This is a genomic window from Streptomyces ochraceiscleroticus, from assembly GCF_000720485.1.
Taxonomy (GTDB): Bacteria; Actinomycetota; Actinomycetes; order Streptomycetales; family Streptomycetaceae; genus Streptomyces; species Streptomyces ochraceiscleroticus.
Map to the genome: position 1 here is coordinate 60,401 of NZ_JOAX01000024.1, position 19,153 is coordinate 79,553.

A 19,153-nucleotide genomic window follows, 5' to 3' on the forward strand; every position below is an offset into this window, starting at 1 on the left:
GACGACGAGATGTTCGTCCTGGACGACGGCCCGTTCGCCTTCGGGGACGGGCCGTCGCCCTTCGGGGAGGCCCCGGCCGCCCCGGCCGTCTTCCCGGACGGCCCGCTGCCCGAGCGGGGCGCGCCCCTGCGGGTCCTCGTCGCGGACGACAACCCCGTCGTCCGCGCGGGGCTCACCGTCCTCCTCTCCGGGCGCCCGGACCTCCAGGTCGTCGCGGAGGCCGCCGACGGCCGCCAGGCGTACGAAGCGGCGCGGCAGCACCGCCCCGACGTCGTCCTGCTCGACGTCCGGATGCCCGGCGTCGACGGCATCTCGGCGCTGCCCCACCTCGCCCGCCTCGCGCCCGTCATGATGCTGACGTACAGCCGGGAGAGCGAGCTCGTACGGGAATCGCTGCGGCTGGGCGCGGGCGGCTATCTCGTGCACGGCGAGTTCACCGCGGACGAACTGGCCGACGCGGTGCGCGACATCACGGCGGGCCGCGCCCGCTTCACCGCGACGGCCTGCAACGCCCTGCTCGCCCACGTCCGTTCGGCGCCGCCCGCTCCGGGCGTCCCTCAACAGTCCCTCCCGGAGGGGCTGGGGACGGCGTACGGGGCGGAGCCGGCGGGCGGCGCGCCGTACGGAACCGGCCAAGGAGCCGGGGCTTCACCTTCCGGCCACCGCGACGGCGCACCGGACGAACGCGCTGCTGCTGCAAATGGCAATTCCGGTCAGAATGGCGCCGCCGCTGCTGCGAGTTCGCAGTATTGCGGGGTGGAGTGGGTCTCGAATTCATCGCGTCCGGTGCAAAGCACTTCGCAACCGCAAGTCGATATGGCACAGTCTGCGACTGGGCCGCACCGAGCGGCCGCTGCCGTCCCCGCACAGCGGGACGGTGCCCGGTGGGCGCAGCAGGGAAACGGCACGGACCGGTTCGGGCTGAGCCATCGCGAGGCGGAGGTGATGGAACTGATCGCGGCAGGCATGACCAACGCGCAGATCGCCGCCACCTGCTTCATCAGCGAGAAGACCGTCAAGAACCACATCAACCGGATCTTCACCAAGCTGCACGCCACCAGCCGGAGCCAGGCCATCGCGGTCTGGCTCGGTACCGCCCGAAGGGGAACGCAGAGCCATGGCTGAAGGGGGGACGGGCCGCCCGGTCCGACGGGTGCCCGGCGCGGTCCGCACCAAAATTTGGGCCCGCGGGGAGGTTTGGGCCCGGGATTGGGCCCGGGGACCCATGTCGGGCGCCTGGGCCCCGGCGTACGTTTCCGGGGACGCCGGCGGTACCGGCCGGGGGGAAGCAGGTGCCACGTACGGCGTGGAAGCCTGCGCGCCGGCCCGAATCCGGCCGGCCGGACCCGGAGGGGAACACCACCATCATGAACCAGCGGATGCTCAAGGCCACGACCGCCACCCAGGTGCGCATCGGCTCCTGGCGGGACGCCTGCATCGAGCGGATGTACGGGCGGGAGCGCTCGAAGGGGCAGACCGCGGTGGAGTACATCGGCATGATCGTGGTGGTCGTGGCGATCATGGCGGCGATCGCGGGCTTCACGGACATCGGCGACACGATCAAGAACAAGATCAAGGCCGCGATCAACAGCGTGAAGACCGGCTGAACCTGCCCGCGCCGCGCATTTCGCGCGCGGCGCTGCGGACGTGCCGCGATTCAGGGCAGGCCCTCCCCATCTACATCACGGTGGTGGCGGGCCTGCTCTTTCTCGCGTTCGCGTACTTCGCGGTCGGGCAGGCGGGCGCCGCCCGCAACGGGGCCCAGTCCGCGGCCGACGCGGCGGCGCTGGCGGCCGCGCAGGATGCCCGCGACCAGGTGCGCGAGGCCCTGCTCGGCTCCCTCGACGAGCCCGCCGACTGGCCCGTACTCCTAGAGGGACAGCGCTACGACGCGGTGCGGGCCTGTCTGGCGGCCGGCGGCTTCGCGCAGCGCAACGACGCCGCCGTGGCGGGCGACGGCTGCCGGCAACTGAGCGACGACCGGCAGGGCTTCACCGTCCAGGTGCGGACCACCGGCGGCATGGGCGCCTCGGTCATCCCGGGCACCGAGAACGAGCAGGCCAAGGCGCGGGCCACCGCGGTCATCGAGCCGAAGTGCGCCCTGCGGCCGGACGAGGAGCCGGGCGGGGGCGGTACCGGCGACGAGCCTCCGGAGCCGGAGCCCGGCGCGGGCGACGACCCGAAGCCGGAGCCCGGTGCGGGCGACAAGGACAAGGACCGCGACTCCCGGCACCTGAACCTGATGTGCGACGGCCAGGAGTGGTCCATCGATCCCGAGGAACCGGATCCCGCGCACCCGGACTTCCCGCGCGCGGCCGATCTGTTCTCCGTAAAGCTTGCCGACTGAAGCCCTCTCACGGCTGACGGCGCGAAGACGAGTAGAGGACGAGTTCATGAGTATGTGGCAGATCACCCCGGCGCGACGGACGGTGGCCGCCGCTTCCCTCGCGGCGGCGCTCGCCTTAACGCTGTCCGCGTGCGGTGACGACCCGGCGAAGACGGAGACGCAGATACCGTCGTCCAGCCAGCAGCACACCAGTGACCAGGGCGGCGGCGAGCGGGCGCGCCAACCCGAGCAGCCGGCCGACGACACGGTGATCGCCACGCTGCAAGGCCCGCAGGGCATCACCCTGGACGTGACGTCCGCGACGCGCGACTCCAGCGGATTCGTCACCGTCAACGGCAATCTGAAGAACTCCTCGGACGAGGACTTCACCGACACCGCCCAGTGGACCGGTCCCGAGCTGGCCATGAAGCGGGCCGCCGGTGACTCCCTCGGCGGCGCCACCCTCGTCGACAAGGCCGAGAAGAAGCGGTACTACACGCTGCGCGACACGGAGAACCGCCCGCTGGCCACCACCGGGCTCGGCATCGTCGCGGCCAACTCGGACCAGAAGGTCTTCATGCAGTTCCCCGCGCCGCCCAAGAGCACGACCGACGTGGACCTGCAGATCCCGACCTTCCAGGCCGTCTCCCTCACGCTCACGGACGCGTGATCCGATGAGGACCCCTCACCGCTACCGCGTGCGCGGGCCCGTACTGCTGCTGTCCTCGGCGCTGGCGGCGGGCCTGACACTGGCCGGCGGGCCGGCCGCGCTCGCCGACGAGGACGTGCCGGCGGCGCCCTCCGTCTTCCGCGGCAGGATCGACGTCGACGACCCCGACCTCAAGCTCCCCGAGGGCAAGACCCTCGCCGCGCCCAAGGTGCTGGACATCAAGACCGTCGTCGGTGACGAGCGCGGCACGGAGCAGCGCGAGGACTCCAACTCCGATGTGAAGTTCCAGCTCCAGGCCGAGGTGCTGTTCGGCAAGGACAGCGCGGAGCTGTCGGACGTGGCGAACGACCGGATCGGGCAGATCGCCGACGAGATCGAGAAGCAGCACGCCACGACCGTGACCGTGGCCGGCTTCACCGACGACCTCGGCTCCTCCGCGCACGGTCTGAAGCTGTCCAAGCGGCGCGCGGACGCCGTCCAGCGGGAGTTGAACGAGGACCTCGACGGCAGCGGCATCACCTTCGAGATCCGCGGCTACGGCGAGGACGCGCCCGTCGCGAGCAACGACACCGAGGACGGCCGCAAGAAGAACCGCCGGGTGGAGGTCTCCTTCCCGCGGGCCGAGTGAGCGTCCCGGCGTCCGTGACGGGCGCCTCGATGTGAAGAGACACCACATATCCCCGTGAAGGTGGTGAAGAAGCCGCAGGCCGGACTCGACGCGGCCCGGGGACGGATGACAGCGTGCATCCGGACCGGGCGGGCGCCGGCCTGATGGGCTGCCGTACGCGCCGGCCGGCGTACCTGCGGCAACAGCCCGCGGGTGCGGCGAGGAAAGGCAATATACGGAACACCGGAGTGGGAGCTGACGTGACACTGGATCTGACGGTCGGCGGTGTCTGGGGCCCGCGGCAGGAGAGCCCGGACCAGCTCGCCGAGCGCTGGCTGCGACTCCTGCGGCGGCTGGCGAGGATCGCGCCGGAGGACTTCGCGGGCTGGCGGGCCGAGGCGGTCGGACAGGCGGAGCAGCTGCCCGAGGACGTCGACGCGGCCTGGTTCGCCTCATACCTCTCGCGCGTCAACCCCCAGGACGACGCCGCCACGATCGGGTACTCCGCCGTCCTGGTCGCGGCCCGGCCCGGCCGGCCGATCATCACCCTGAGCGTGGGGGCCGGCGGAACCCCGGCGTTCGCACCGCAGACCGCCGTCATCACGGTCCGCTCCGCCGACCTGAACGATTCCGCACCGCTGGTCACCAGGCTCCCCGAGGTCCTCACCGCCATCGCGGAGGAGTGGGACGCGGACTGGGGCGACATCGCCGACGACGACCTCCTCGGCGCGCTGGAGAAGGAGTACGAGCTCGACAACTCCACGCCGCGCTGCGGCCGGGCGGTGTACCTCTCCAGCGGCCGCCGGGCGCTGGTCCCGGAGGACGTACCGGGGCGCCGGTCGCACACCGAGCACGGCGGCCTGGTCATCGACCTCGGCAGGCCGGACGGCACGGCGCCGGACGCCGACCATGTCCTCGCGGTCAACGGCCTGCTCCGCAAGGCCGGTGCGCTGGAGGAACTGCCGTACCCGATGGACCGCGCGAAGTGGTGAACGCGGTCTCGCGGTGACGCGCTGACCGCCTACGGAGTCTCGACCGTCAGACGGGTGCCCGGCCGGAGGCCCCAGCCGGCCATCGCGCCCGCCTCGGCCTCCAGGACGTGGCGGGCGCGCAGCCGGGGGCGGCCGAGCCGGTTCGGCCGCATGGTGCGGACGGCGCGGACGGTCAGGTGCCGGTCCAGGTACGCGACGTCGATCGTGAAGCGCATCCGGAAGGTGTGGATGCTGCTCGCGGGCGTCAGCAGCACGGCCCCCTCGATGCCGTCCCGGCCCAGCAGCCCGCGGGTCCTGGCGCGGTAGGACGCCGCGATCTCCACGGGGACGGACGCGTCCCCGCCCCCGGTCCGTTCGTCGTCCACGATCCGGAGCCGCCCCCGGCCGTCCTGCCATCTGCCCATGGTGTCCCCTCCCGTACGCCGCCGGGATGTTACCGCCGCCGCGGTCCGTACGAGGGCCGCGTGGCCCGTTGTTGGGCCCCCGGGCCCATGACCGGTGCGGCGCTCGCCCGTACCGTCGAGGGGTGCATCCGCTCCTGATCGCCCTCGCCGCCGTGTACGGGGCCGCCGCCGGGCTGCTCGTGCCGCGCGCCGCCTACCGTCTGGCCGTCGAGCCCGAGGAGAGCCGGCGTACGGCGTGCCCGCAGGGCCATCCGATCACCGGCGTGGCACGCGGCTGGCTGGGCCGTGCGCGCTGCCCGGCCATGGAGCCCGCCGCACTCGTCGCGGTCCCCGCGTCGGCACCACCCTCCTCACCTCCCGCCCCCTGCCCGGCCTACGGCCTCGCGCGCACCACCGCGCCCCTTGTCACCGCCGCGGCCTGCGCGCTGCTGGCCGTGGCCGCCGGGCCCCGGCCCGAACTGGGCGTCTGGCTGCTGCTCGCTCCGGTCGCGGTGCTGCTCGCGACGGTCGACGCGGCCGTGCACCGGCTGCCGGACGTGCTGACCCTGCCGGCGGCCGGCGCCGCCGCCGCGCTCCTGGGGGCCGCCGCGCTGCTGCCGGGCCACCGCGGGTCCTGGACCGGCGCGCTCCTGGGCGGCCTCGCGCTGGCCGCCGCGTACTTCGTGCTCTTCCTGATCCGGCCGGACGGGCTGGGCTTCGGCGACGTCAAGCTGGCGCTGACGCTGGGGATCGTGCTGGGCTGGTACGGCTGGGCCGTGCTCTTCCTCGGTGCCTTCGCCGGCTTCGTACTGGGCTCGGTGTACGGGATCGGGATGATGATCGCGCGGCGCGCGGACCGGAAGTCCGCGATGCCTTTCGGGCCGTTCATGGTCCTCGGCGCGCTGCTCGGCCTGCTCCTCGGGGGATACGGCGCTGCTTGACCGGTATGTGCTCTATGGTCGTTTCCGCACCGCCCGCGGCGATCGGCTGGAAGCGCATCACCCGGGCCGCCCGACCCCGCAGCCGGGGGCGGCAGGGCCCGGGGTGACGAGCCACCAGCCGGTGTGCGGCGCGGCGGACGCCACTGGGACCGAGGACCGTGAGGATTGGGGGCCGCGGAGGACCGAGACGGAACGATCGCACGACGACCGGTGAAGTCCGCTACGAGGACCGGAAAAGTCCGGTCATTGCCTCGCGCTCCGGGTGCGCCGCGCCGCACTCGGGGCGCTTCCCTTTTCCCGCGGGCCTTCCGCGGCCGGCCCGCGGGTCCGTCAAGCCGGCGACCATACGGGTGTCGCTCCTGCGGGGTATCCGTGACCGGCGGGACGAGAGGTCCGTCACGCCGGCGATGTGGCGGAGGGGGACAGGTCCGACACCGTACGGAACGAGATCATTAAGGCCGCAGGCCCGGTATGGAGCGGGTGGCGGCCCGCGAATTCAAGATCATTAAGAGAATTCGTCCACCGTCACGGCCGCCCCGCCGCACCTTGATCGACTCCGTGACACGCGGGCTGACCGCCGCTGATGCGCGCAGCACACCCCGTCCGGGGTTATGGTGGAAACCCCCCCTCGGGCCGGTCCGTATCCCCCCCACGGACCGGCCCGCTTTTTTGTTCCGGTGCGCCCTAGCGCCGCGCCCAGATGTTCACGCCCTCCGTCGAGGTCGCGAATTCATCGATCTCGGCCAGCTCGGCGTCGGTCAGCTTGTCGCCGCCGAGCGCCGCGACATTCGCCTCGAGCTGCGCGACGCTGCTCGCGCCGATCAGCGCCGAGGTCATCCGCTCGTCCCGCAGCACCCACGACAGCGCGAGCTGCGCCAGCGACTGGCCGCGACGCTCGGCGATCTCGTTCAGGCCGCGCAGCCGCCGCACGACGTCCTCGGAGAGCAGGCCCGGGTCGAGCGACTTGCCCTGGGAGGCGCGCGAGCCCTCGGGGATGCCGTGCAGGTACTTGTCGGTGAGCATCCCCTGCGCCAGCGGCGCGAAGGAGATGCAGCCCATGCCCGCCGCCTCCAGGGTGTCCAGCAGCCCGTCGTCCTCGGTCCAGCGGTTGATCATGCTGTACGAGGGCTGGTGGATCAGCGCGGGTACGCCCATTTCCCGCAGAATGCGGGCCGCCTCGCGGGTCTGCGCGGAGTTGTAGGAGGAAACGCCCACATACAGGGCCTTGCCCTGCTGTACCGCGGAAGCCAGCGCGCCCATCGTCTCCTCGAGCGGAGTGTCCGGGTCGAATCGGTGCGAGTAGAAGATGTCGACGTAATCGACGCCCATCCGCCGAAGCGACGCGTCCAGCGACGAGAGCAGGTATTTCCGGGAACCCCATTCTCCGTACGGACCGGGGTGCATCAGATATCCGGCCTTCGTGGAAAGGATCATTTCGTCCCGGTAGGACCGGAAGTCCTGCGCGAAGATCTTGCCGAAGTTCAGCTCCGCCGAGCCGGGCGGCGGGCCGTAGTTGTTCGCCAGGTCGAAGTGGGTGACGCCCAGGTCGAAGGCGCGCCGCAGGATCGCGCGCTGCGACTCCAGCGTGCGGTCGTCGCCGAAGTTGTGCCAGAGCCCGAGGGAGATCGCCGGGAGTTTCAGGCCGCTGCGGCCGGTGCGGCGGTACTCCATGGAGTCGTAGCGCGAATCGGCTGCGCGGTAGTCAGAGGTGCCAGTCATGAGCATCTCCTTATCACGGAGTTGTGACACACCTGATTGGGTCATTGCCACTCCCGAGAAGTAAAGTTGCGGACTTGAGGCGACGGGGGCGACCGCCAAATAGGCACGGAGGGGCTGGACCACACATGCTGCGATCTTCCGGGATGGGTATCCCGTATCCCCCTGTTGTGCGGGAGTTCGTGTACAAGCTGTACGAGCGCCGGGTGGAGCGCCGGCTGGACCACTCCCAGGTGCCCAAGCACATCGGCGTCATCCTGGACGGCAACCGCCGCTGGGCCCGGGCCGATGGTCTGACCACCGAGCAGGGGCACCAGGCGGGCGCCGCGAAGATCGAAGAGATGCTCGGCTGGTGCGAGGAGACCGACGTCCAGGTCGTCACCCTGTGGATGCTCTCCACGGACAACCTCGACCGGCCGGAGAAGGAGCTGAAGCCGCTCCTCGGCATCATCGAGAACACCGTGCGGCGGCTCGCGGCCGACGGCCGCTGGCGGGTGCACCACGTCGGCAACCGCGACCTCCTCCCCGCCGGCACGCAGCGGGTCCTGAAGGAGGCCGAGGAGGCCACGGACCACATCGGCGGCATCGTCGTCAACGTCGCGGTCGGCTACGGCGGCCGGCAGGAGATCGCGGACGCGGTCCGCTCGCTGCTGCTGGACGAGGCAGGGCGCGGCGCCTCCGTCGAGGAGATCGCCGAGACCGTCGACGTCGAGAAGATCTCCGAGCACCTGTACACCCGCGGCCAGCCCGATCCGGACCTGGTGATCCGCACGAGCGGCGAGCAGCGGCTGTCCGGCTTCATGCTGTGGCAGAGCGCCCACTCGGAGTACTACTTCTGCGAGGTCTTCTGGCCCGCGTTCCGCAAGGTGGATTTCTTGCGTGCGCTGCGGGACTACGCCTACCGGCACCGGCGGTACGGCGTCTAGGACGCCCCTCCGGGGACGACGACGGCCTGTCAGGGCCGGGGCGTGACACGTCACATGGGGCCTGCCGCTCACCGGTAACCACGAATTCACTGGCCGTGCGTCATATGCCGGGGCATGGCAGCAGGTGTTCGCGGGAATATCCCTTCCAGGACGGCACCCGAAAAGCCTGATCCAGATGGGTGCCGCTCTGCAGCGGACGGCATGGGGCCGTCCGCCCGGGAGGCCCTTTGCGCATCACGGACGATCGTGCGGACCGCACGGCCGACGCGGAGGGCCGGCGCACGGCCCGCGCATCGCGGCCCGAGCCCGGCTCCATCCCCCGCGACGCCGTCGCACCCCGACCTCATCCGAGGGGGTTCGTCCACCCGTGGTGAACAGCAAGCAGCGCCGTGAGGCCGACCGGCGCACCTACGTCCTCGACACCAGCGTCCTGCTGGCGGATCCAGGCGCCATGGCCCGCTTCGAGGAGCACGAAGTCGTGCTCCCGGTAGTAGTGGTCACGGAGCTGGAAGCCAAGAGGCACCATCCCGAGCTCGGTTACTTCGCCCGGCAGGCGCTGCGCCTGCTGGACGAGTACCGCGTGCGGTTCGGTCGCCTGGACGCCCCCATCCCGATCGGGGAGGTCGGCGGCACACTGAGGGTCGAGCTGAACCACTCCGATCCGGGGGTCCTCCCCGCCGGCTATCAGATGGGGGACAACGACTCACGGATCCTTGCGGTGGCCCGCAACCTCCAGGCCGAGGGGTACGACGTCACGGTCGTCTCCAAGGACCTGCCGCTGCGCATCAAGGCGTCCTCGGTCGGCCTGCTGGCGGAGGAGTACCGCGCCGAGCTGGCGATCACCGACTCCGGCTGGACCGGCATGGCGGAGCTGACGATCACCGCAGAGCAGGTCGACGACCTCTTCGCCGTGGAGAGCGCGTACGTCCCCGAGGCGGCGGAAATGCCCGTGCACACGGGGCTTGTGCTCCAGTCCGAGCGCGGCAAGGCGCTCGGCCGGGTCACGGCCGACGGCCGGGTCCGGCTGGTGCGCGGCGACCGCGAGGCGTTCGGCATCCACGGCCGCAGCGCCGAGCAGCGGATCGCGCTGGACCTGCTGCTCGACCAGGAGGTCGGGATCGTCTCGATGGGCGGCCGGGCCGGCACGGGCAAGTCGGCGCTGGCGCTCTGCGCGGGCCTGGAGGCCGTGCTGGAGCGCCGGCAGCACAGAAAGGTGATGGTCTTCCGGCCGCTGTACGCCGTCGGCGGGCAGGACCTGGGGTATCTCCCGGGCACCGAGGCCGAGAAGATGGGCCCGTGGGCGCAGGCCGTCTTCGACACCCTCACCTCGGTGACATCGTCCGATGTCATCGAGGAGGTGGTGGGGCGCGGGATGCTGGAAGTGCTGCCGCTCACGCACATCCGCGGCCGGTCGCTGCACGACGCCTTCGTGATCGTCGATGAGGCGCAGTCCCTGGAGCGGAACGTCCTGTTGACCGTTCTGTCCCGAATTGGCGCCAATTCGCGCGTCGTGCTCACGCATGACGTCGCGCAGCGCGACAACTTGCGGGTCGGGCGGTACGACGGCGTGGTCGCGGTCGTGGAGAAGCTGAAGGGCCATCCGCTCTTCGCGCACATCACACTCAACCGCTCGGAGCGGTCGCCGATCGCGGCTCTGGTGACCGAAATGCTGGAGGACGGGCGTATCTGATCCTGTATAGGGGCCGCGCCCCGAATGAGGAGGTCGGCGCGGCTCCGACCCGTTGTGTGACCTGCGCCGTCCGGCGAAGCCAGAGAGCCTAGCCGGGCGGCGTCGTCGCGCGCGGAGATATCCGGAAACTCAGTGGCGTAAACGAGGTGTGAGCTTTCACACCCGGCTCAGAATTGATTCCGCGCGTCCGCTTCGGGCAGAGTCTGGGACCTGTCAGGCCCCGCATACGGCACATTGGCACCCCCAGCGGTGTAGAACCACAGAACTGAAAAGCGTTCGCCGTATGCCGCCCGAGCACCACGCGGACCCCCGAGGGGGACGTACCGGGCCAGTGCCTCCTGTGACCAGCCGGCCCCACCCGCACTTCGGGGACGGAGCAATACGGAGGACAGCGCCAGGGGCACGATTGCGTCCGCGATGGTCACCTACGCGGACGACGCTGGAAGGAAAACGTGTGAGCCGGATTTCGGTCCGGGGATTCGCCGTGGCCTCCGCCACCGCGGTCACCACAGTCGGCGCCGTTGTCGGCGTCGCGTCGGGCGCTCAGCCGGGCTCGGTCGCCAACACCGAGGCCACCGCTGCCGACGCGACGATCGCCGACATCCCCGCGGGCCAGCAGGCCCAGGTGGAGACGGCGTCCCTCGTGCAGCAGGCGGATGACCAGTCCACCCAGGCGGACGCCGCCGCCCTGAAGACCGCCCAGGAGGCGGCCCGCAAGGCGGCAGCCGAGAGCGCACAGGCCAAGAAGGACGCGGCCGAGAAGCAGCTCGCGGCGGAGAAGCAGGCCGCCAAGGATCGCGCGGAGGCCAAGGAGCAGGCCGCCAGCCGTTCCGCCGAGCGCGGCGCTCTGGGTGACATCGCCGTCAAGTCTTCGTACACGATCGCAGAGACCCAGGCGATGGCCCGGCAGATGATGCCGGCCGACCAGTTCCAGTGCTTCAGCAACATCGTGGACCACGAGTCCGGCTGGAACTACCGCGCCACCAACGCCTCCTCGGGTGCCTACGGCCTCGTCCAGGCGCTGCCGGGCTCGAAGATGGCCTCGGCGGGCTCCGACTGGCAGACCAACCCGGCCACGCAGATCAAGTGGGGCCTGGGCTACATGAACGACCGCTACGGCAGCCCCTGCGGCGCCTGGTCGTTCTGGCAGGCCAACAGCTGGTACTAGACCGGCTCGCCGTACAGCGACGCGAAACCCCCGACCGCACAAGGGTCGGGGGTTTCGCGCTTTCGGCACAGGTAACGTCGTTCCGACAGTGATCGGGACCGAGGGGGGAAGAGGAAGCGACATGTCCAGACTGCCTCAGTGGGTCGGCGGCGCGGGGGCCGGCCTGACGCGGCTCGCCGCGCGCCTGGAGGAACGGCGCCGGCGTACGGAGGCCGCGGCAGCCGACGGCGACGGCCGGCTGGGGCACGGCGCGGGGCACGGCCACCCGGTGCCGCCCATGCCGCTGGAGCCGCCCGTCGTGCCGGGGGGCACCCCTTCGGAGAACGGGAGCGCCGCCGGTACCTCTTCCGAGGACGGGGGCGCCACGCGCGCCACGGACGCCTCTGACGCCACAGAAGCCGCTGCTGCCGCCTCGGTATCCCCGAAGCCGTCGACGCCCCCTCAGGAGGCCGCCGCGGCCGCTGTACCGGCGTCCGTGCCCGCGCCGCCCGCGTACGCGCCCGCCGTGCCGCACAGGCCCGAGCCCGTGGACGCGGTGCCGTGGGGGATACGGGTCGCCGCCGAGGCGGGCTGGCGGCTGCTCGTCCTGGCCGCGACCGTGTACGTCCTCGCGCGGGCCATCACCAGCATCCAGCTCGTGGTGCTGGCGTTCGTCGCGGCACTGCTGATCACCGCGCTGCTGCAGCCGACCGTGGCCTGGCTCAGGCACCGCGGGCTGCCCAGGGGCCCGGCCACGGCCATCACGTTCATCACCGGCTTCGTCATCATGGGCCTGGTCGGCTGGTTCGTGGTCTGGCAGGTCATGGACAACATCGACTCGGTGTCCAGCCGGGTCCAGGACGGCATCAGCGAGCTGAAGGACTGGCTGCTGAAGAGCCCGTTCCATGTGACCGAGGGCCAGATCAACGACATCGCGAAGAACCTCCAGGACGCGATCGGCTCGAACACCGAGGAGATCACCAGCGCGGGCCTGGAAGGCGTCACGGTCGTCATCGAGATGCTCACCGGCATCCTGCTGGCGATGTTCACCACGCTCTTCCTGCTCTACGACGGGCGGCGCATCTGGGAGTGGCTGCTCAAGCTCGTGCCGAGCGCGGCGCGCGAGGGCGTGGCGGGGGCCGGGCCGCGGGCCTGGCGGACGCTGACCGCCTATGTGCGGGGCACGGTGATCGTGGCGCTGATCGACGCGATCTTCATCGGCATCGGGCTGTACTTCCTGAACGTGCCGCTCGCCGTGCCGCTCGCGGTGTTCATCTTCCTCTTCGCCTTCATCCCGCTGGTGGGCGCGGTGGTCTCGGGCGCGCTGGCGTGCGTGGTCGCGCTGGTGACGCAGGGCGTGTTCACGGCGCTGATGGTGCTGGTGGTCGTGCTGGCCGTGCAGCAGATCGAGGGCCACATCCTGCAGCCCTTCATCCTGGGCCGGGCGGTGCGGGTGCACCCGCTGGCCGTGATCCTCTCGGTGGCCGCGGGCGGGCTGGTCGCGGACATCGGCGGCGCGGTGGTGGCTGTGCCACTGGTGGCCGTCACCAACACCGTGGTGTCGTACCTGCGGTCGTACGCGCACGAACAGGCCCTGCGGAGGTCCCCGGCGCCCCGCGGTGCGACGGCCCTCGACGTGGCGCCGTCCCGCGACGCCGACGGCTAGTCGCCGTGGGGCCCGGCCCCGTCACCCGGCTCTCGCGCCGCGCTGGTTGTTCGCGCAGTTCCCCGCGCCCCTAAAGGGGCACGGGGCGTGTCGATATGCGGCTCCGCCGCGTGGGCGCGAACGGCCACGACGGTGGCGCGCCCGGGCACCGGCAGAGCCCCTACGGCGGGAGGCCGGCGATGGCCGAAGGCCCCCGCGGACATCATGTCCGCGGGGGCCTTTCGCGTGGGTACGGCCGGTTCAGCCGGCCAGCGTCGCCTCGGCGTCCAGCGTCGCGCCGACCGCCTGCAGGACGGCCGCGATCTTGACGGCCTCCTGGATCGTCTCGCGCTCGACACCGGCCTTGCGCAGCACCTGCTCGTGCGAGTCCAGGCACATGCCGCAGCCGTTGATGGCGGAGACGGCCAGCGACCACAGCTCGAAGTCGACCTTGTCGACACCGGGGTTGCCGATGACGTTCATCCGCAGGCCGGCGCGCATCGTCCCGTACTCGGGGTCCGACAGCAGGTGCCGGGTCCGGTAGAAGACGTTGTTCATCGCCATGATGGCGGCGGCCGACTTGGCGGCGGTGTACGCCTCGGGGGAGAGGTTGGCCTTGGCCTCCGGCTCCAGCTCGCTCAGCACCTTCGGCGAGCGCGACGCGATGGCGCAGGCCAGAACGGTGCCCCAGAGCTGCTGCTGCGGCAGGTCACTGTTGCCGATCACCGAACCGAGGTTCAGCTTCAGGTCCTTGGCGTAGTCCGGAACGGCGGACTTCAGCTCATCGAGTGCCATGTTCGATCACTCGCCCGAGAGGAGCGCGACCGGGTCCAGGGTCTCGTCGCCCTTGGACCAGTTGCAGGGGCAGAGCTCGTCGGTCTGCAGGGCGTCCAGGACCCGCAGGACCTCCTTGGGGTTACGGCCGACGGAGCCGGCGGTCACCATGGTGAACTGGATCTCGTTGTTCTGGTCCACGATGAACACGGCGCGCTGCGCGAAGCCGTCCTCGCCCTCGATGCCCAGGTCACGCATGAGCTCGTGCTTGGAGTCGGCCAGCATCGGGAAGGGCAGGTCGGTCAGGTCCGGGTGGTCCTTGCGCCAGGCGTGGTGGACGAACTCGGAGTCGCCGGAGAAGCCGAGGACCTGGGCGTCACGGTCGGCGAACTCCTCGTTCAGCTTGCCGAAGGCCGCGATCTCCGTCGGGCACACGAAGGTGAAGTCCTTGGGCCACGCGAAGACGATCTTCCACTTGCCCTCGTAGGTCTTGTGGTTGATCTGCTCGAACTCCTTGCCCTTCTCCAGCGAGACACAGGCAGTCAGGTCGAACTCGGGGAACTTGTCACCGACAGTGAGCACACGCACTCCTTGCAAGGTAGGAAATCCCTTTTGGGGTTTTCCTGGGGGTTGGACGTTCACCACAGTGCCACAGGGTGCATTGATCAGTGAAATAGCTAGACTCGGTGGTGTTGATCGGAGGTGGTTATCAGTGGCTCAGCCCACTGCTCCGGGCGCCGGACGTCCCCGGCAGCCCTCGCTCTCGCAGCTCCGCGCGTTCGCCGCGGTGGCCGAGCACCTGCACTTCCGCGAGGCGGCCGCCGAGATCGGCATGAGCCAGCCCGCGCTCTCCGGTGCGGTCTCCGCCCTGGAGGACGCGCTCGGCGTCCAGCTCCTGGAGCGTACGACCCGAAAAGTACTGCTGTCGCCCGCGGGGGAGCGGGTGGCCGCCCGGGCACGCACAGTGATGGAGGCGGTCGGCGACCTCATGGAGGAGGCCGAGGCGGCCCGCGCGCCCTTCACCGGCGTACTGCGGCTCGGCGTCATCCCGACCGTCGCGCCCTATCTGCTCCCGACCGTGCTGAAGCTCGTGCACGGCAGGTACCCGGACCTCGACCTCCAGGTGCACGAGGAGCAGACCGCCTCGCTGCTGGACGGCCTGGCGCACGGGCGGCTGGACCTGCTGCTGCTCGCGGTGCCGCTCGGCGTCGCCGGGGTCACCGAACTGCCGCTCTTCGACGAGGACTTCGTGCTCGTCGCGCCCAAGGAGCACTGGCTCGGCGGCCGCGGCGACATACCCCGCGAGGCGCTGCGGGAGCTGGACCTGCTGCTCCTGGACGAGGGGCACTGCCTGCGCGACCAGGCGCTCGACATCTGCCGGGAGGCGGGGCGCGAGGAAGGGGCCGCGGTGACCACCAGCGCGGCCGGGCTCTCCACGCTCGTCCAGCTCGTGGCCGGCGGGATGGGCGTCACGCTGCTGCCGCGCACCGCGCTGCGCGTGGAGACCGGCCGCAGCGAGGAGCTGACCACCGGGTACTTCGACGACCCGGCGCCCTCCCGGCGGATCGCGCTGGCCATGCGCACGGGCGCGGCCCGGCAGCGCGAGTTCGAGGAGTTCGCCCAGGCGCTGCGGACCGCGCTGCGGCCGCTGCCGGTAAGGATCGTGGACTGAGCCGCCGCGGCCGTACGAAGTGCGTACGGCCGCGGCGGCTCACTCCGTCCGCAGCCCGTCCGGCCGCATCATGCGCCACAGCGGCGGCAGGCTCAGCAGGGTGACCAGCAGGACCACGCCACCGGCGCTGCCCGCGACGCCGGCGATCACGGCCCCGTCCAGGTGCACTTCGGCGCCGGACAGCGTCAGCAGTACCGCCCCGAGGCCGAGGCCGGCGGTCACCGCGAGCGCGAGGCCCAGCGCCACCGGGATCGCGGTCTGCCACAGCAGCGACCAGCCCATCGTGGCGCGGCGGGTGCCGAACGCGTCCAGTACGGACAGCAGCCGCCGGCGCTCGCGCAGTTGCTCGACGGTGGAGACGATCAGCCCGGCGCCGATGAGCAGCAGGACGATCACCGAGCCGAGGAAGAGCGCGGTGCGCAGCCCGTCGTACTGCCGGTCGTGCGGGTTGTCGACCGCGGACAGCTCCCGCAGCCCCGGGTTCACGCGGAACGCCACCGTACGGATGCGCTCCACCGCGTCCGACTCGCGCGCCTTGTCGTACCCGACGAGCAGCTCCGTCGTGGGGGCCTGCAGTCGGCCAGTGGGGAGCGCGCCGGGGGTGGCGAGGACGTCGCCGGGCAGGTCCTCGCCGGGGTGGCGGACGGTCTGCACCCGGCGCGCGGTGTCCGGCACGGTCCACGGCCGGGGCGGGCCGGTCTCCTCGTACCCCTCCGGCGGGTTCAGGTTCAGCCGTACGCCGGGGCGTACGAAGGCGGGGTCCGTGGCGCGGCCGCCCCGGTCCTTCGCCACGAAGACGTCGCCGTCCCGGCAGGAGCCGATCCGGGCCTTGCGCCGCAGCTCGGCGCAGTCGCCGACGGTCACCATGGCGGTCTGGACGGAGCGGTAGCCGTCGGCGTCGCGGGTGCCGCGGTCGCCCTCACGGCCCGCCGGCGCGCGGACCGTGCCGTGCGCCCAGGTCACGCCGGACGTGCGGCGCAGCGTCGTCAGCGCGTCCCGGGCCTGCCCCCAGCTGGCGGTGCTGCCGCTGAGCTGGATCACCGGGCGGCTCGCCGACTCCTCGTACGCCTGCGCGTAACCGGCCTGGTAGGTGGTGAAGACCATGTGGAGCGCGAGGGCGCCGGCGACCGCGACGGTGATGCCGCTCACCGCGCGATGCGCGGCGCCGCTGTCCAACTGGAGCCGCCTTACTGTCAGTTGCCAGGCGACGGGCCCGCCGCGCAGCCGGGCCACGACCGCCTCGACGAGCCAGGGCAGCAGCGCGGTCACGCCGAGGAGCAGCAGCGCGGCGCCGAGTGCGAGCCGTACGACAGGGAACCAGCCGTCGGGCGCCTGCGGGGCCCAGGCCGACGAGAGGAGCAGCGCGAGGCCCGTCAGGGGCAGCGCGAGCCGCCAGCCGAGCCGGCGGCGCCGCACCGGGCGATTGCGCACCACGCCCAGCGGCTCGGCGGTCACCGCACGCTGCGCGAACAGCGTGACCAGGACGGATGCCGCGGGGACGAGGACGGCGACCAGCGCGGCGAGGCCCGGGGACGGCACCACGTCGGCGGGGAAGACGTTGACGCCCCACAGGGTGACGGCGCCGACCGCCTGCCGCCCGGCCAGGAAGATCAGCAGTCCCGCCGCCAGGCCGAGCGCCGCGCCGACCACCGCCTCGCCGGCCGCGATCCGGCGGGTGGTGGGGATGTCGGCGCCGACCAGCCGCAGCGCGGCCAGCCGGGCCTCGCGGCGGTCGCCGCCGAAGCGCACGGCGGTGCCGATGAACACCACGACCGGCATCAGCAGGACCACGCAGGCCAGGACGGTCAGCAGTACGAGCCGGGCGCTCGGCGGCTGCGGGTCGAAGATCTTGCCGAAGCGGCTGATGCGGTACGCCTCGCCCGCCGACCGGTCGTCCAGCCACGCGACGAACGTCAGCTCCTGCGGGCCGAGCAGCCCGCTGTCACCGATGGTGCCGACGACCTTGTAGTCCAGGCGGGCGCGCAGTGGCGCGCTGTCCGGCGCGGCGAGCAGCGCGCGCAGCGCGGGGGAGACCACCATCTCGCCGGGCCCGGGGAGGTGTGCGATGCCGGGCGGTACGGGCGGGTGGGCGCCGTCGGGCCGCACCAGTCGGCCGCGTACGGGCTCGCCGTGGAAGGTGGTGTCGGCCTGGGCGTAGCGCACGGTGCGGTCCGAGGCGCGCGGCTCGTGCATCTGACCGAGGTTCTCGCGGGCCTTCTCGCGGCCGTGCCAGGCGTCGAGCACCGTCGGCGCGGAGCAGGCGAGCAGCAGGACGGCGACGCCGATGCCCACGCCGATGGCGCTCAGTGCCGTACGGAACCAGCCCTCGCGGCCGCCGGTGACCGCGAACCGGGCGCCCATGGCGAGGTCGCGCAGCCAGGCGGCGGGGCCGCCGGGGGAGCCGTGCGGCGGGCGGCCGGACCGGGAGCCGGTGGACCGCGCGGCGTGCAGGGTCGTCACAGGCCCGCCAGGGATTCCCTGACCCGCCCGTCGCGGACGGTGATCTCGCGGTCGGAGTAGGCGGCGACGCGGGGCTCGTGGGTGACCAGGACGACGGCGGCGGAGGTGTCGCGCGCCGCGTCGGTCAGCAGGGTCAGGACGCGTTCGCCGTTGAGGGAGTCCAGGGCGCCGGTCGGTTCGTCGGCGAACAGGACGCGCGGGCGCCCGGCGAGGGCGCGGGCGACGGCCACGCGCTGGCCCTGGCCGCCGGAGATCTCGCCGGGGCGCTTGCCGTGGATGTCATCGGCCTCCAGGCGGGCGAGCCACTCGCGGGCGGTGGCCTCGGCGATCTTCCGCTTCGTGCCGTTGAGCCGCAGTGGCAGGGCGACGTTCTCCAGACAGGTCAACTCGGGGACGAGCTGGCCGAATTGGAAGACGAAGCCGAAGTCGGTGCGGCGCAGGGCGCTGCGCTCCGCGTCCGGCAGGGTGGTCAGCTCGCGGCCGTCGTACCGGACGCTGCCGGAGTCGGGCCGGACGATGCCCGCGAGGCAGTGCAGCAGGGTCGACTTGCCGGAGCCGGAGGGGCCCATGACGGCGACGACCTCGCCGGGGTGGACGGAGAAGTCCGCGCCGTCCAGCGCGGTCGTCCGCCCGTACGTCTTGTGCAGCCCTTCGCCGGCGAGTATCGACCCGTCCGGCGTCATCCGCGTACCGCCCGGGCGAGCTTGTCGAGGCGCGCGGCGGTGAGTTCCAGCCAGCGCAGGTCCGCTTCGAGGTGGAACAGAGCGTGGTCGCAGATGAGCTGGTCGGCGAGGTCGCCCTGGCGCTTGCGCTCGGTCAGCCCGCGCATCAGCCGGAGGTGTTCGGCACGCTGGGTGTCCAGCAGCTCGGCGGCGTCCCGGCCGGTCATCAGGGCGAGCACCACCTTGGTGTAGAGCGTGGAGTGCAGATACGGCTCGGGCTTCTCCGGGCGCCGCAGCCACTGGGCGACGTCGGTCACGCCCGCGTCGGTGATGGCGTACCGCTTGCGCTCGGGCCCGGCGCCGGCCTCGATGCCGTCCACCTCGACCAGGCCGTTCTTCAGGAGCCTGGACATGGTCGAGTAGACCTGGCCGTAGTGCAGCGGGCGGTCCTGGCCGAAGTGCTCGTCGAAGGCCCGCTTGAGGTCGTAGCCGTGGCGGGGTCCGGACTCCAGCAGGCCCAGCAGGGTGTGACCGATAGACAT

General features: G+C 71.9%; 19 protein-coding genes. 12 read left to right on the forward strand and 7 right to left on the reverse strand.

Features of this window, described 5'->3' with window-relative positions; all coding sequences use genetic code 11:
• The first annotated feature begins 9 nt into the window (after positions 1–9).
• From IG84_RS38250 to IG84_RS0127080, 6 genes are all read left to right on the forward strand, one after another.
• The gene (locus tag IG84_RS38250) at positions 10–1,125 is read left to right on the forward strand and encodes a response regulator (RefSeq protein ID WP_382467381.1); all 1,116 of its coding nucleotides are present in this window, start codon (positions 10–12) and stop codon (positions 1,123–1,125) included.
• Positions 1,126–1,367: 242 nt separating this feature from the next.
• Complete coding sequence (locus IG84_RS0127060) at positions 1,368–1,607, forward strand: Flp family type IVb pilin (protein WP_031062462.1); 240 nt, start codon at positions 1,368–1,370, stop codon at positions 1,605–1,607.
• A gap of 32 nt (positions 1,608–1,639) precedes the next feature.
• Positions 1,640–2,347, forward strand: a complete 708-nt coding sequence (locus IG84_RS0127065) for a pilus assembly protein TadG-related protein (protein WP_051862498.1) — start codon at positions 1,640–1,642, stop codon at positions 2,345–2,347.
• A gap of 46 nt (positions 2,348–2,393) precedes the next feature.
• Entirely contained in the window at positions 2,394–2,996 is a 603-nt protein-coding gene (locus IG84_RS0127070; RefSeq protein ID WP_031062464.1) for a hypothetical protein, read from the forward strand.
• 4 nt (positions 2,997–3,000) lie between these two features.
• Positions 3,001–3,624: an OmpA family protein gene (locus IG84_RS0127075; RefSeq protein ID WP_031062465.1), complete on the forward strand. Its 624-nt coding sequence runs from the start codon at positions 3,001–3,003 to the stop codon at positions 3,622–3,624.
• 239 nt (positions 3,625–3,863) lie between these two features.
• Positions 3,864–4,595 (forward strand): Imm52 family immunity protein, encoded by a 732-nt coding sequence (locus IG84_RS0127080; RefSeq protein ID WP_051862473.1) that lies wholly within the window; start codon positions 3,864–3,866, stop codon positions 4,593–4,595.
• A gap of 29 nt (positions 4,596–4,624) precedes the next feature.
• On the opposite strand, the gene IG84_RS0127085 is transcribed toward IG84_RS0127080, so the two are convergent.
• Entirely contained in the window at positions 4,625–4,999 is a 375-nt protein-coding gene (locus tag IG84_RS0127085; RefSeq protein ID WP_031062468.1) for a DUF192 domain-containing protein, read from the reverse strand.
• Between the two features lie 122 nt (positions 5,000–5,121).
• Between IG84_RS0127085 and IG84_RS0127090 the strand changes: the two genes are divergently transcribed.
• A complete protein-coding gene (locus IG84_RS0127090; protein ID WP_031062469.1) occupies positions 5,122–5,919 on the forward strand; it encodes a prepilin peptidase in 798 nt (265 codons plus the stop codon).
• A gap of 684 nt (positions 5,920–6,603) precedes the next feature.
• Here the strand turns inward: IG84_RS0127090 and mgrA are convergent.
• Positions 6,604–7,638, reverse strand: coding sequence for an L-glyceraldehyde 3-phosphate reductase (gene mgrA / locus IG84_RS0127095; protein ID WP_031062470.1), 1,035 nt, complete (start codon positions 7,636–7,638; stop codon positions 6,604–6,606).
• Between the two features lie 143 nt (positions 7,639–7,781).
• On the opposite strand from mgrA, the gene IG84_RS0127100 reads away from it, so the two are divergent.
• The 4 genes from IG84_RS0127100 to IG84_RS0127115 all read left to right on the forward strand — a co-directional run bounded on the left by IG84_RS0127100 (position 7,782) and on the right by IG84_RS0127115 (position 13,064).
• On the forward strand, positions 7,782–8,561 hold the full coding sequence (locus tag IG84_RS0127100; protein ID WP_031062471.1) for an isoprenyl transferase: 780 nt from the start codon (positions 7,782–7,784) through the stop codon (positions 8,559–8,561).
• 367 nt (positions 8,562–8,928) lie between these two features.
• Positions 8,929–10,251: an RNA 5'-3' helicase PhoH2 gene (gene phoH2, locus IG84_RS0127105; RefSeq protein ID WP_031062472.1), complete on the forward strand. Its 1,323-nt coding sequence runs from the start codon at positions 8,929–8,931 to the stop codon at positions 10,249–10,251.
• Between the two features lie 454 nt (positions 10,252–10,705).
• The gene (locus IG84_RS0127110; protein WP_031062473.1) at positions 10,706–11,419 is read left to right on the forward strand and encodes an aggregation-promoting factor C-terminal-like domain-containing protein; all 714 of its coding nucleotides are present in this window, start codon (positions 10,706–10,708) and stop codon (positions 11,417–11,419) included.
• 121 nt (positions 11,420–11,540) lie between these two features.
• On the forward strand, positions 11,541–13,064 hold the full coding sequence (locus IG84_RS0127115; protein ID WP_037800922.1) for an AI-2E family transporter: 1,524 nt from the start codon (positions 11,541–11,543) through the stop codon (positions 13,062–13,064).
• A gap of 240 nt (positions 13,065–13,304) precedes the next feature.
• Here the strand turns inward: IG84_RS0127115 and IG84_RS0127120 are convergent, their stop codons facing one another.
• Both IG84_RS0127120 and IG84_RS0127125 read right to left on the reverse strand, forming a co-directional pair.
• Positions 13,305–13,838 (reverse strand): alkyl hydroperoxide reductase, encoded by a 534-nt coding sequence (locus IG84_RS0127120; protein WP_031062478.1) that lies wholly within the window; start codon positions 13,836–13,838, stop codon positions 13,305–13,307.
• Between the two features lie 6 nt (positions 13,839–13,844).
• A complete protein-coding gene (locus IG84_RS0127125) occupies positions 13,845–14,399 on the reverse strand; it encodes a peroxiredoxin (protein ID WP_023419267.1) in 555 nt (184 codons plus the stop codon).
• A gap of 130 nt (positions 14,400–14,529) precedes the next feature.
• Here IG84_RS0127125 and IG84_RS0127130 point away from each other — a divergent pair, with 130 nt between their 5' ends.
• Positions 14,530–15,489: a hydrogen peroxide-inducible genes activator gene (locus IG84_RS0127130; RefSeq protein WP_078649446.1), complete on the forward strand. Its 960-nt coding sequence runs from the start codon at positions 14,530–14,532 to the stop codon at positions 15,487–15,489.
• Between the two features lie 39 nt (positions 15,490–15,528).
• On the opposite strand, the gene IG84_RS0127135 is transcribed toward IG84_RS0127130, so the two are convergent.
• Genes IG84_RS0127135 through IG84_RS0127145 form a run of 3 tightly spaced genes read right to left on the reverse strand, consistent with a single transcriptional unit; the run spans position 15,529 to position 19,153 of the window.
• Positions 15,529–17,949, reverse strand: a complete 2,421-nt coding sequence (locus IG84_RS0127135) for an ABC transporter permease (RefSeq protein WP_342668465.1) — start codon at positions 17,947–17,949, stop codon at positions 15,529–15,531.
• Positions 17,946–18,632 (reverse strand): ABC transporter ATP-binding protein, encoded by a 687-nt coding sequence (locus IG84_RS0127140; RefSeq protein WP_031062486.1) that lies wholly within the window; start codon positions 18,630–18,632, stop codon positions 17,946–17,948. The genes IG84_RS0127135 and IG84_RS0127140 overlap by 4 nt, the downstream gene beginning before the upstream one ends.
• Positions 18,629–19,153: a PadR family transcriptional regulator gene (locus tag IG84_RS0127145; RefSeq protein ID WP_031062488.1), complete on the reverse strand. Its 525-nt coding sequence runs from the start codon at positions 19,151–19,153 to the stop codon at positions 18,629–18,631. Before IG84_RS0127145 ends, IG84_RS0127140 begins: the two co-directional genes overlap by 4 nt.

Coding starts and splice junctions, on each gene's coding strand:
- mgrA (WP_031062470.1), bottom strand. CDS start 7,638: ATGACTGGCACCTCTGACTACCGCGCAGCCGATTCGCGCTACGACTCC.
- IG84_RS0127120 (WP_031062478.1), bottom strand. CDS start 13,838: ATGGCACTCGATGAGCTGAAGTCCGCCGTTCCGGACTACGCCAAGGAC.
- IG84_RS0127145 (WP_031062488.1), bottom strand. CDS start 19,153: ATGTCTATCGGTCACACCCTGCTGGGCCTGCTGGAGTCCGGACCCCGC.
- IG84_RS38250 (WP_382467381.1), top strand. CDS start 10: ATGTTCGTCCTGGACGACGGCCCGTTCGCCTTCGGGGACGGGCCGTCG.
- IG84_RS0127060 (WP_031062462.1), top strand. CDS start 1,368: ATGAACCAGCGGATGCTCAAGGCCACGACCGCCACCCAGGTGCGCATC.
- IG84_RS0127070 (WP_031062464.1), top strand. CDS start 2,394: ATGAGTATGTGGCAGATCACCCCGGCGCGACGGACGGTGGCCGCCGCT.
- IG84_RS0127115 (WP_037800922.1), top strand. CDS start 11,541: ATGTCCAGACTGCCTCAGTGGGTCGGCGGCGCGGGGGCCGGCCTGACG.
- IG84_RS0127085 (WP_031062468.1), bottom strand. CDS start 4,999: ATGGGCAGATGGCAGGACGGCCGGGGGCGGCTCCGGATCGTGGACGAC.
- IG84_RS0127100 (WP_031062471.1), top strand. CDS start 7,782: ATGGGTATCCCGTATCCCCCTGTTGTGCGGGAGTTCGTGTACAAGCTG.
- IG84_RS0127075 (WP_031062465.1), top strand. CDS start 3,001: ATGAGGACCCCTCACCGCTACCGCGTGCGCGGGCCCGTACTGCTGCTG.
- IG84_RS0127140 (WP_031062486.1), bottom strand. CDS start 18,632: ATGACGCCGGACGGGTCGATACTCGCCGGCGAAGGGCTGCACAAGACG.